A 13,004-nucleotide genomic window follows, 5' to 3' on the forward strand; every position below is an offset into this window, starting at 1 on the left:
ACGAATTTTCCCGCTATAATTAAGCCAAATTACCCGTGATTATTTGATTTTTCGAAAGAATTATAAATTTAGCAATAAACCGCTGCTGCCATTAACAATAACTGGTATACCATCCCCAATATCAGTTGTGCTAAATGTTTCACCGCTTAACATATCCGAAAAACTGGCTTCACCGCTCAGGTCAAATTGTGTAAGTATTTCTACGGGGAGTTTAATGTTTATAGCTCGCGCTTCGCGGTTAAAGTTAACTATTATCAGCACCCTTTGGTGTGCCGTATAACGCAGGTACATGTACAATTTAGTATCAAACCCCTGCTGGTGCTCATTAGCTATCATTAGTTCATAGAAGCTCCCACTGTTTAACGCCTCGTTATCTTTTGTAATGTTTAACAGTTTACCATAAAAGTTGCGCAGCTGCTGTTGCCCCACCGTCAAGTGCTTTCCATCAAACGCGCCGTTGTTCATCCATTTTTGATGTTCGGGCATCCCCCAGTAGTCAAATATAGTAGTTCGTCCATCGTCGCCGCTAAACCCACATGCACCTGTAGCGGGTTCACCTACTTCCTGGCCCGAGTATATCATTACCGGCCCGGTAGCCAAAGTAGCACTTACAATCATTCCGGGAACAGCCAGCATGGCGTCGCCAGCAAAAAACCGGCTGGCTATGCGCTGCTCGTCATGATTTTCCATAAAGCGGAGCATGTTGTGGTCAATACCTTTGCAGTGGTTGTTCCACACGGCGTTTATCTCCCATGCAGATGCGCCCGGCTCGTTACAGGTAAGCCTGCGGATGGCATCGTATAAGCCCACTTTATCGTACAGGTAATTGAACCCGCCATTATGGATGTAATTGTAATACTGATCTTTATCGTACGCCTCGCCAATAAAAATAACATCAGGGTAGTTTGCCTTGATATTCGGGATAAGCCATGCCCAGAATTCAACGGGTACAATCTCGATCATATCACAACGGAAACCGTCAACGCCCATCTTGCACCAGTAGGTTAGTATATGGTACATTTTATGCCAAAGCGGTGGCATACGATCAAAGTATGATTTTTTACCATCCAGGTAGTAAACCCCGTAGTTCAGCTTAACGGTTTCGAACCAGTCGTTTATGCCCGGCGCGGGACTAAAAACATCATTGCCCGTAGCTTTAGCGGGGTACTCGTCAAACTTCCCATCCTTTAGGGGCGATTTAAAATCGTCGCCACCCGGGTTATATCCGCCCGGCACCACAAAAGGCTGCCCCGGGATATAGTAAAAGTCGTTATCAGGCGAAAAATCTACGGTGCTATCATCATCTTCACCAAAATCGCGCACGCCATTCGGCTTAACGTCCGAGGCATACGTGCGGGCCACATGGTTAGGCACAAAATCGATAATTACCTTCATCCCGCTTTTATGCGTACGGCCAACCAGCTCTTTAAACTCCGAGATGCGGAACTCCACGTCAACAGCCAGGTCGGTGGCAATGTCGTAATAATCTTTTATAGCATAGGGCGAACCGGCGCGGCCTTTAACCACATCCGGGTCGTCGGGCTTGATACCATGGGCGGAGTGGTCTGTCATGGTGGCGTGCTCTATAACGCCCGTATACCAAACGTGGGTAAAACCCATCGCCTTTATTTCGGCGAGGGCCCTGTCGGTGATGTCATTTAGTTTACCAACACCATTTTCTTCCGCCGAGCCGTAAAACTTATTGGTGGTTACTTTATTGCCAAATAAACGCGGCAGTAGTTGGTATATGATTAGTTTATGATCGGGCATGTAATTGACACGTTTTTGAGTTGGCTAAAATAATACAATCATTGATAGCCTTTGTAAATACTTGTTTTTTACAGTAACTTATGTTGGCTTTGAATGGAAGGAAGAACGATTTTTTGCATCTTCAGGCTATTCCTTTTAATTTGCGCGCCTATCGTATGAAAAACAATATCTTAATAATAGGGGCCGGCGCCGCGGGCTTAATGGCTGCGCGTACTTTGAGCAAAGCAGGCAGGCAAGTTACCATACTGGAGGCCCGCGACCGTATCGGCGGGCGCATTTACGGTGTAAACAATGTATATTTTTTCAAGGATACGGAGTTAGGCGCCGAATTTGTTCATGGCGACCTGCCGGTTACACTTGCTCTTTTAAACGAAGCAGGCATAGATTTGCGAAGCGCTAACGCAGAAATGTGGCGGTTTGATAATGGCAAATTTGAAGAGAACAGCATTGTAGTGAAGGATTGGGACCTGCTTATGGAGGGCCTCAACCAACTGGAACACGATACAAATATCTACGACTTTTTGCTAAAAGAGTTTGCGGGGGATAGATACAAAGAACTTCGTGATTCGGTTTGGAGTTACGTATCGGGCTATGATACCGCCGACCCACGCGAGGCCAGCGCTTTTGCCCTGCGCAACGAGTGGCAGCATGAGGATGAAAACGCCCAGCACCGCGTTGTTGGCGGTTATTGCGCCATGATAAATTACCTGGCCAATGAGTGCAAAGCAAACGGCGGCGAGATATTTTTGAATACTGTGGCTAAAAAGATAATCTGGCAGAAGAAAAGTGTAGACGTTATAACCGATGACGGTGCAAAATACACCGCCGCTCAATTGCTGATAGCAATGCCCTTAGGTGTTTTGCAAGTTAAAACAGGCGAAGCAGGCGCAATAACTTTTGATCCCCCCTTATCCGCACATAAAAACGCCATAATGCAAATGGGCTTTGGCGCGGTAATAAAGCTTTTGTTTGAGTTTGACAGCGCTTTTTGGCTGGATGTTAAAACGCGCGAAATGGCAGGCAAAAACATTGATGAAATGGGTTACCTTTTTAGCGATGAGGAAATACCCACCTGGTGGACGCAGGTGCCTGATGAGTCGAACGTGCTTACCGGCTGGATAGGTGGCCCCGCTGCTGCCGGGAAAACCGATACACCTGATAAAGAGATAATGATGCAAGGCATGCAATCGTTAGCCAATATTTTTAAGCGGGATTTTGAAGAACTGAAAAGCAAACTGATCGCTTACAGGGTTATGAACTGGACGGCCGACCCCTTTGCCCGTGGCTCTTACGCTTACGACACCATTAACGCACCGGCAGCGCGCAAGATCTTGAACAGTCCTGTGGAAGATACGATATATTTTACCGGCGAATACCTATACGAGGGCGCAGCAATGGGCACAGTTGAAGCCGCCTTAAGCAGTGGATTGGAGGTAGCCGGGCGGATGCTTAAAAACTAACAAAAGTGTTCACGTTCGCGCCACGTGAACACCGTGAACATTCTTGAACCCTTGATATACAGCAGTTTGCATTTTGAAAAATCGCCTTGATATAACATACACGGTTCTTTTTAAAAGAATTAGGCGTCAAAAACTAAGTGTATATATTCGTGGTTGGTTAAATAAGGCGTTTAAAATGCCGCTCGTTTAAATACCACGATAGCACATAATAAGAAGCACCTGCAAAAAAACCAATGCAAAAGCATTTCAAAATAAAAGCTAACATCTCGCTTAGATCCGTGAAAGGGTTGACTGTTGATTGTGCATGGGGAAATAATAAAACGAAACCGGGAAAATCAATACAAAGGCGGCAAAAAGGCCGTTGGCAATTACATATTTTAATATGCCCGCTTTACGTTTCTTCCCCCAATGTGCTATAAATTCCGAGTCACTTATATTACCGGATGGTGATTCCCCGGTTGATAATTCCTGCTCCTTTTTTGATTTTTTAAAGGCTTTTTCTTTAAAAAAGATCGCTCCATAAATGGCATCCATAGATAACATCACGAGTAAAAAGCCAGCATCTTTAAAAGCTCCCTCATAATTGTGGTAAAACAAAACCCCTGCAATTAAATAAACTGCGATGACGGGGATGGCTGTCATTAAAAAATATAATATACCGGCTTGAAACTTGCTTAAGGACATCAACCACGCATGGACTCGTTTGCCGTATAAAGCTACTATCATGATGTTTCCGGTCAGTAATAACGTTATTCAAATATATGATTGATCTTCACTCTGTCGTAGTCTAATATCCAATCATTAAATTTAGTATAATGCGGTTTAATATAGTCGATATTACTGCTTAAAATATCCAACCCCCGATTATCGTACATATGAAAAATAAGCTTTTTTCCGATATTGATAAAAAATATCTGAAAAGGTAAATTTATGTCAGAAAATCTTTCAAAAGACTTTACAGTAGGTTGGTACGATAAAGCGATTGCGGATAACACATTACTGTAATTGAGTTGGCTAACTTTAATCTTCCCTAATGCTACGTTAGATGCGTCAATCAAGTCCTCGTTGGGGTGACTAAACGATTTTGTGGTGTAATAATTAACATCGTCTTTTTTAAAATCCGATAACTGTTTAAAAAAGTAATTCCCTACCCTTATTTTACGCCTTTTCAATTTGTACTGCCTTAAAATAAAAAAAGCTTGGTCGTCAGGCGCAAAAGATTCCTCAAAAAGAGTAATAGCCCGTTTAATTACTTCGTTGAAGTAGCATACCGAATCTGGATCATCATCAATATCATGTTCCAGATCAAAGCGTAGGGCGTTATCCCAGTTATAAAATAAAGGTATTCGAAAATCTAAACCTGGGAAGTTTTCATTTAAAAACTCATGAGTTTTTTTAACTATAGCCTTCACGCTGTTTGCCCCGCCAGCAGGTACAGCACCGCCATGCGTATGGCCACGCCGTTCTCTACCTGGTCAAGGATGATGGATTGCTTGCTGTCGGCTACGTCGCTGGTAATTTCCACGCCGCGGTTTATGGGGCCGGGGTGCATCACGGTTATCTCTTTATCAAGCCCGTCAAGTATCTGCTTGTTAAGCCCAAACATCATCGTGTATTCGCGCAGTGATGGGAAGTATTTGATATCCTGACGTTCCAATTGAATGCGCAGCATATTGGCCACATCGCACCAGTTTAGCGCTTTTACCAGGTTGTGCTCAACCTTTACACCAAGCGAACCAATGTATTTAGGGATAAGCGTTGTTGGCCCGCAAACCATTACCTCTGCCCCTAATTGTTTAAGGCAAAGTATGTTTGACAGCGCCACGCGCGAGTGCAGGATATCCCCCACTATCACCACTTTTTTCCCGGCTACGTCACCGTAGCGCTCGCGGATAGAAAAGGCATCAAGCAGCGCCTGGGTGGGGTGCTCGTGCGCGCCGTCGCCCGCATTTACTATCTGGGCCTTTACATGCTTACTCAGGAAGATGCCGGCACCGGCATACGGGTGGCGCATAACCACCATATCAACCTTCATGGCCAGTATGTTGTTAACAGTATCTATCAGGGTTTCGCCCTTACTTACCGATGATGAAGAGGCAGCAAAGTTTACCACATCTGCCGAGAGCCTTTTTTCGGCCAGTTCAAATGACAGACGGGTACGGGTAGAGTTCTCGAAAAAGATATTGGCTATGGTTACATCGCGCAGCGAGGGCACCTTTTTTATCGGCCTGTTCAGTACCGTTTTAAAATTATCGGCGGTCTCAAATATCAGTTCGATATCCGATCGGTTCAAATCCTTAATTCCTAACAAATGCCTTGTGCTCAGCGCCATGTTCTTTTATTAATAATTACGCGATGTCATTGCGAGCGATAGCGTGGCAATCTCTTCGCATTGTTTAGCGTTCATGCATTGCTACGAGTTTGCTTCGCCGTACCTCCTCGCAATGACATATCGTTTTTTTGTTATATCGTAATCTAAAATCGTAAATCTAAAATCATTTCGCTTCTGATACCAGCACTATCCTATCCTCGCCATCGGTTTCTTTCCAGCTTACCACAACCTTTTGCGATGCGATGGAGTCAACCTCTATCCCAACATAATCTGCCGATACAGGTATGTGCCTCGAGTACCTCCTGTCAACCAGCGCCAGCAGCTCCACCTTTTCGGGCCTGCCGAATGCCTGCATAGCATCCATAGCGGCACGGATGGTGCGGCCTGTCCAAAGTACATCATCCAGCATAACTACTTTTTTACCTTCAATAATAAAATCTATTTTAGTTTGATTAGGCACCAGCGGCGACCCCTGCCGGCGAAAATCATCGCGGTAAAAGGTGATGTCGAGGTCGCCCTGTTCTATCGTGCTATCCGGTAATATCTTTCTGAGTTCTTCGGCTACGCGCTTGGCCAGGTAAATACCCCTTGGCTGTATGCCAATTAAAACCGAACCTGAAAAATCGTTATGATTTTCTATTAACTGACGACATAAACGCTGAATTGTGATTTGGAATTTTTGACCGTCGAGCAGCGTTAGGTTTTGCATCGTGTGGGTGGATTTGGGCAAAGGTAAAAAATAGTTTTGAGTTTTGATTAACCTCTACTTAAGCTTCGCATTTTTTATTAAGCCGAAATATTGTTAAATTGCTCTATTACCTAATACCTGCGCTAATGAAAAACTCATTTTCATTTTTCCTGCTTATCATTTTACTATCGTATGCTATGATTGGCCGGGCACAATCACCCCAAAGTGGTGGAAAGAAACTAATTAACCGGGCCGACACTTTTTTTAGTGTGATGCCCTCAGAAAAGCTTTACCTGCATACGGATAAACCTTATTATAATGTTACCGATACCATTTGGTTTAAAGCATATGCTTTAAACGCTGCCCTTTTCCCTTCGCGTCAAAGCGCCAAGGTATATGTTGAGCTGATAAATGATAGCAGTAAATTGGTAAAACGTGTTATTATACCCGTGCAGGACGGGCTTGGCAATGGCGATATACTGCTGGATAAAACAATCCCCCCCGGTACTTACACCATGCGCGCCTACACCAATTGGATGCAGAATTTCGGCACCGGGCTTTTTTTCTCAAAATTGCTGTACATAGGCGGCGCCGGGGCTAATAATATGATTTTGATAAACGAGCAGCACGAAATAAAGCAAACGGCGAACGATGCACAGGTAAACCTGTCTCTAAACCTCAGCAATGCTAAAAAGATGGCGCTGCCCTTTCATGATGTCGAGGTGGTGATTACCGCAGCGGGAAAACGTATCCTCAATAAAAAATTTACCACTACCGATGCAGGCAAACTTAACACATCCTTTACTATCGACAACGCCGTTTTGAAAGGCGGCTTGCAATTAACGGTAACTGATAAAAACACCCGCATAAGGCAAACGCTGCCAATAATAATTGACGCCGACGCGAACATCGACCTGCAATTTTTCCCGGAGGGCGGCAACATGGTAGCGGGGATATATAACAAGGTGGCTTTTAAGGCCATTAACACAACAGGCTATGGCGAGGATATAAGCGGAGAGGTAAAAAACAGCAAAAATGAAGTAGTCGCCCGGATAACATCGTTACATAACGGCATGGGCAGCTTTATGTTATTGCCTCAACCCGGCAATAAATACTATGCGGCTTTACGCACCGCATCGGGCAAAACCTTCAAAGCAGAGCTGCCGGCGGTAAGACCGGCAGGCACCGCCCTCAGAATTGACAACCTGAGCAAACCCGATTCCATAAGTTTATATATTACAGCCATGCTTGATACGGCTTTGCTAAAAAGGCATTACACATTGATAGCCGAAATAAAGGATCAGGTGGTTTTCGCTACGCCTGTAGATATAAGCCGCGGCTTTTTTAACCTTAAGATACCTGCGAACAAATTCGGTACCGGAATTGCCGCCTTTACCCTGCTTGACGAAAACGACAAGCCGCTTAACCAGCGCAGAATATTTATTGACCGGCACAACAATTTAAGCGTCAGCTTAAATACAAACAAACCGGCATTTAATCCAAAAGATAGTGTGGCCCTTGCGTTTACGGTAACAAATGAGCTCGGTGAGCCGGTTAAGGGCTTTTTTTCGGCCACAGTAACTGCCGATGATTATATAAAAACCGACATTAATGATAACGATATCAGGAGCCAGATGCTGCTGACATCCGAAATGACCGGGTACATTGAAAGCCCGGGCTGGTATTTCAACACGGCAGAGGCTTCGGCACGCAAGGCATTGGATAACCTGCTATTAACCCAGGGCTGGACGGGATATGACTGGGCCCTGTCCCCTGCTCCATCCAAACCTAAATTTGAGGCCGAGACCGATAACCACGTGGCTGGTAAACTGGAAAACTTGTTTAAAAAACCTATAAAAGGGGCAAAGGTTACCTTGTTTGCATCCAGCAAAAAAAACGGCCTGGTAGCCATTGATACCACCAGCAATGAGTTGGGTCGTTTTGTATTTAATGACCTGCCCTTTTTTGATACTATTGCCTACACCATTAAAGTGCACAATAAAAAAGGTAAAGAAATGGGTGCCGGTATCATTGTAGATGAGTTTACCCCCGCCAATGTAGCCTTGTCTGATAATGTGCCCGTAAGCAAACCATGGTTTGCAGGCAGCAGCGATAGCCTTATGGTTAAATATTTTAATAAACCGGCCCCCGATGCACCGCTTAACCAGCAACCATTAAGTTTTAAGAACAGGCAACTTAAAGAGGTAACCATCAGGGCAAAAAAAGAGCCCGTTAATATGGGGTTTGTAAACAATTTTGAATATGGCCACCCCATACGCGAGTTAAATGAAGCCGAGCTTATAAAAGCCAAAAAACGCAGTTTGCTATCCCTCGTCAGGGAGAAATTTAAAAATTTCCGTGAAGCATCCTACTATGCTGATGATGCGATGAACAGGGCTTACATTCATCGCGGCATAGATGAGTTAAAAAAGCCGTTTGTAATGACCAATTTTGTTTTGGGCACCCGGTATATTTACGACGTTTATATAGATGATCGCAGCGTGCAATCTATTTATGGGAACAGGCTCACCGGCGACTCGACAACTTATCGCAAGTTTATAATCTATTTTTTAGAAACAATGGGTGCCGACGATGTTAAAGAGGTTAAAATACTGGAAGGGTTGCATACATTTATGACCATTACCACCCGCAGCGGTGCGGGCCCTTTTGCAATTAGCGCGCCCGGTACCCTGGCCTACAGGCCTTTGCCCATAACCCTGCCACGCGACTTTTATAAACCAAAGTACACAGTTACCACTTCGCCAATTATTGATACAAGAACAACCGTTAACTGGGAGCCTAACATTATAACTGACGACGAAGGCAAGGCTAAAATTTGGTTTTATGCTGCCGATAAGCCGGACACCTACACTTTAAAGCTGGAAGGTACTGACCTGCAGGGCCACGTTGCTTCGCAAACGTTTAAGATCAATATCGAAGCAAAAACCATCAATTAACCAGTTTAAAGTATGCGGGTAAAAAATACACTTTTAAAAAGCAGCAAGGTTATTATAATACTTTTGGCGCTTTGTGTAACCTGTGCCTATAGCCAGGATAAAGTAACTTCAGTTAATAAAGTAACTGCCGGTATTGATAACTATTATAAATTTTACCCTTCAGAAAAACTATCGGTTAAGTTAGATAAGCCGCACTATTTTGCAGGCGATACCATTTGGTTTAAAACTGTATTGATAAACGCCTCGAACAGGCTGCCTTCTGCGTTAAGCAACAAGGTTTATGTAGAATTACTGAATGATAGCAGCCGGCTGGTAGAGCGATTGGTGATACCCCTTACCAATGGCACCGGCAACGGCAATTTTAAACTGCCTCCGCAGGGTCTTACCGATGGTGCTTATACCATACGCGCTTATACCAACTGGATGCAAAATTTTGGAGAAGAAGCTTTTTTTCATAAGCGCTTTTACATTGGCGACGACGGGAAAAACCCGTGGCTTATTAAGGAGCAGCATACCATAAAAACAACACCCGAAGGTAAAAGCGTTGCACTAACCATGCAGTTTACTGATATGCACAATATGCCATTGCCTTATAAGGATATGCAGGTGTTTTTAATAAACGGCGGCAAAACTGTTTATAAACAAGCCTTTTTAACTTCTGACCAGGGTGACATAGCGGCAAACTTCAATTTACCTGCCGATGTGAATACCCGCAATTTAAAAATGGTGGTTAGGGACGGTAGCGACAAAAAGAAAACCCAGGTATTTCCTTTTTATCCCGGGGCAACTGCGCAGTCTGTTGATGTGCAGTTTATGCCCGAAGGGGGCGAAATAGTTGCCGGCCTGCTTAATAAAATAGCGTTTAAAGCTATTGGCGATGATGGCCTCGGTATAAATATAAGTGGAGTGGTAGTAGACGGTAAAGGCGCAGAGGTGGCCACCTTTAAATCAACACACAATGGGATGGGAAACTTCAGGCTGGTGCCCTTGCCAAACGTAGTTTATAAAGCACGCATTAATTACAATGGCGATGTGAAGGAGATCCCCCTGCCTGCGGTAAAAGCAAGCGGCATTACTTTGCGTGTAGATAACGTTACAAACCCCAGCGACGTAAAACTGTTTGTTACTGCCACGCCAGACCTGGCCGGATTGAGTAAAACTTATATGCTGATAGCACAGGGTAAGGACAGCGTTTACCTGGGTTATGCTTTTGACTTAAACAAAGGTTACTTTAACCTTAATATACCTGCCGGTAAATTTGCCACCGGTGTAATCAGCTTTAGTATATTGAACGAAGCGGGTAAACCTTTAAGCGAACGCAGGGTGTTTATCAATAACAACGATAACCTGGTTTTTAAACTAATGCCGCACAAGATCGAATATCAGCCAAAGGATAGTGTTGCCATACAGATCGAAGTGTTAAGATCAGACGGCTCACCGGTTAAAAATGGCAGTTTTGCTATTGCAGTAACCGACGACGGGCAGGTAAAACTGCCACAATACGCGCCTACTATACTTACCGGTATGCTGCTGGCATCTGAGATCAAAGGTTATATAGAAGAACCGGGTTGGTACTTTAATGCGACCAACGCTAATGCCTCAAAAGCGCTCGACGACCTGATGCTTACGCAGGGATGGACAGGCTTTAACTGGGATAAGCTTGCTGCACCTATAATGCAACCGGTTTTTCGGGCCGAAATGAATAATGACCTGTACGGCCGGCTGATCAACTTCTTTAAAAAACCCGTAGGCGGCGCAAAGGTTACATTACTGTCGTCGGACAAAAACAACCTGATGATACTGGATACCTTAAGCGATAAGGAAGGCAAATTTATGTTTCCCGATCTGCCGGTATCCGATTCGATAGCCTACACCATCAAAGTGCACAAAAAAAACGGCGACGCCTTTGGCGGCAGCATCATGGTTGATGAATTTAAACCTGCTGTTGCTATGCCAGTAAATCCGCATGCAATTATGCCCTGGTTTGTAAATACCGACAGCACGCTGGTTAGGTATCTAAAAAACAATACGGCCAATATCAAAACCAATGCAGTTATTTCGGCGGGGGATGTAAAAGGCCAGTTGCTTGACCCGGTAACCATAAAAGCAAAAAAAATACTTAATGTAAAGGGGATGGATAACGAAGACCTTTACTATTATGACGTAAACCTTGAAGAAAAGGATATGCTGAAAGCACGGAGCAAAACGCTGCTCGATTATCTTGAAAAGGATGTAAAGGGTTTTAGGACAGCAATAGGCGTTTTTAAACATAATGGCAATAAAGTGGCAGCACTAATAATTGACGGCGTTAACGCGGGTGTGTTTTATACCCCCGGTTCGCCCGGTGGATACTTTAGTTATTTGAGAGGTGTTTTAACCAATATTACTGCGGCCGATGTTAAACAATTGGTTATTTACCATAAGTACCTTGGTTTTTTAAAAAGGGGCGACTTTTATGCCATCATTATTATAAAAACCCGCGGTGGCCATGGCCCTTTAACGCGTTCTACACCCGGAATTTATGTTTACCGCCCATTACCCCTGTATAATGCGCGCCAGTTTTACAAGCCGCGCTATGCTGTAGATAACACCTACGACTACAGCATTAACCGCTCAACCATACACTGGGAACCAAACTTAATTACCGACGAAAACGGAAAAGCCACCCTATCTTTTTACACCGCAGATAAACAATCAACATATACCCTGAATATTGAAGGGACAGATATGCTTGGGCATTTTGGTGCGCAGACGTTGAAAATTAAGGTTGATGCCAAACCCACGGCAAGTAAGTAATTAATTAATTGCTATAAGCTTATTTGTAGAAGAGCATAAAACGTAACTTTCTGAACAGGCGCCAGCTGCGGGGAAGATCCGGCGGGTAATAAAATCGGAATGAAGTAAGTTTAAGATACTTATAATACAGATGGCGTTCGGGGTGTTTGTTTTGATAATACCAGGGCTTGCAACTGCCGCCACCGGTGTAATGCACTACTACGGGGTTTTGGATGGCGTTACGCAAGGCAACATCCTGCGCGGGCTTTTCATAGAAACCGCTTTGTACGTTGTACTTATAATCTAATTGGTAAAAGTTTCCTTTTATTGTGGCATTAATGGCATCCTGGTCCCAAAATTCGCAAAGGGCAGGATTAGTGGTAATAAAGTTCGCTATCTGTGTGGTCAGGTTGTTTGCCCTGAAATATTTAAGGTTAAGCAACAATACGCCACAGTTCATGTACATGTGCCCATCGGCAATACCCAGGCCACGCTTTTTTTCGGCAGACATGCCCAGGTCTGGTACAGCTGCCAGCGGGTAGTTGCTGACATCGAGGTTCAGCATTTCGCTTATGTCGCCATTAATAACTATATCGGTGTCCATAAAAAGCACCTGATCCAGGTTTGGCAGCAGATGGGGCAGCCATATCCTGAAAAAAGTGGCCGAAGTAACATGATCATTAGCCTTTATAGGCAGTGCTGGAAGCACACTTTTATCAAAAGGTATAAAGTGCAGGTTTACCCGGCTGCTATTAAACTCCCTGCCCATCCGGTGGATGTTTTGCTGGCTCAGGTCATCAAAAATACAATATACATCAACCTGCGATTGAACATTTACGTCCAGCGATCTTAACATCACACAGGCATGCTGTATATAGTTATTATCAATAGTTATTGCAATGGCATTTAAAAACATAGGATATTCAAAGGTATTATATTGTACCACCGTGGCAAAACGTAGTTGTGCTGTTTTAAAATAATCTCACAAAAAAAGCCCTCCCGATAATTCAGGAGGGCTTTGT

9 protein-coding genes are annotated in these 13,004 nt (G+C 44.1%); 3 read left to right on the forward strand and 6 right to left on the reverse strand.

Annotated elements, in window-relative coordinates:
- Positions 1-60 precede the first annotated feature (60 nt).
- Complete coding sequence (locus tag HDC91_RS07190) at positions 61-1,770, reverse strand: alpha-amylase family glycosyl hydrolase (protein ID WP_183549888.1); 1,710 nt, start codon at positions 1,768-1,770, stop codon at positions 61-63.
- A 155-nt stretch (positions 1,771-1,925) separates the two neighbouring features.
- On the opposite strand from HDC91_RS07190, the gene HDC91_RS07195 reads away from it, so the two are divergent.
- On the forward strand, positions 1,926-3,230 hold the full coding sequence (locus HDC91_RS07195; protein ID WP_183549890.1) for an NAD(P)/FAD-dependent oxidoreductase: 1,305 nt from the start codon (positions 1,926-1,928) through the stop codon (positions 3,228-3,230).
- A 270-nt stretch (positions 3,231-3,500) separates the two neighbouring features.
- Here the strand turns inward: HDC91_RS07195 and HDC91_RS07200 are convergent, their stop codons facing one another.
- The 4 genes from HDC91_RS07200 to pyrR form a co-directional block, all read right to left on the reverse strand.
- Positions 3,501-3,956: a hypothetical protein gene (locus tag HDC91_RS07200; RefSeq protein ID WP_183549892.1), complete on the reverse strand. Its 456-nt coding sequence runs from the start codon at positions 3,954-3,956 to the stop codon at positions 3,501-3,503.
- Positions 3,957-3,979: 23 nt separating this feature from the next.
- The gene (locus HDC91_RS20165) at positions 3,980-4,642 is read right to left on the reverse strand and encodes a DUF3885 domain-containing protein (protein ID WP_183549894.1); all 663 of its coding nucleotides are present in this window, start codon (positions 4,640-4,642) and stop codon (positions 3,980-3,982) included.
- Positions 4,639-5,562, reverse strand: a complete 924-nt coding sequence (locus HDC91_RS07210; RefSeq protein WP_162431521.1) for an aspartate carbamoyltransferase catalytic subunit — start codon at positions 5,560-5,562, stop codon at positions 4,639-4,641. The genes HDC91_RS20165 and HDC91_RS07210 overlap by 4 nt, the downstream gene beginning before the upstream one ends.
- A 163-nt stretch (positions 5,563-5,725) precedes the next feature.
- A complete protein-coding gene (gene pyrR / locus HDC91_RS07215; protein WP_183549896.1) occupies positions 5,726-6,271 on the reverse strand; it encodes a bifunctional pyr operon transcriptional regulator/uracil phosphoribosyltransferase PyrR in 546 nt (181 codons plus the stop codon).
- A 125-nt stretch (positions 6,272-6,396) separates the two neighbouring features.
- Between pyrR and HDC91_RS07220 the strand changes: the two genes are divergently transcribed.
- Positions 6,397-9,207, forward strand: coding sequence for a hypothetical protein (locus HDC91_RS07220; protein WP_183549899.1), 2,811 nt, complete (start codon positions 6,397-6,399; stop codon positions 9,205-9,207).
- A gap of 12 nt (positions 9,208-9,219) precedes the next feature.
- On the forward strand, positions 9,220-12,003 hold the full coding sequence (locus tag HDC91_RS07225) for a hypothetical protein (protein ID WP_183549902.1): 2,784 nt from the start codon (positions 9,220-9,222) through the stop codon (positions 12,001-12,003).
- 19 nt (positions 12,004-12,022) lie between these two features.
- Here the strand turns inward: HDC91_RS07225 and HDC91_RS07230 are convergent, their stop codons facing one another.
- Complete coding sequence (locus HDC91_RS07230; RefSeq protein ID WP_183549905.1) at positions 12,023-12,928, reverse strand: glycosyltransferase family 8 protein; 906 nt, start codon at positions 12,926-12,928, stop codon at positions 12,023-12,025.
- Positions 12,929-13,004 lie beyond the last annotated feature (76 nt).

This window comes from Mucilaginibacter sp. AK015, assembly GCF_014200785.1.
In the GTDB taxonomy this organism is placed as follows: domain Bacteria; phylum Bacteroidota; class Bacteroidia; order Sphingobacteriales; family Sphingobacteriaceae; genus Mucilaginibacter.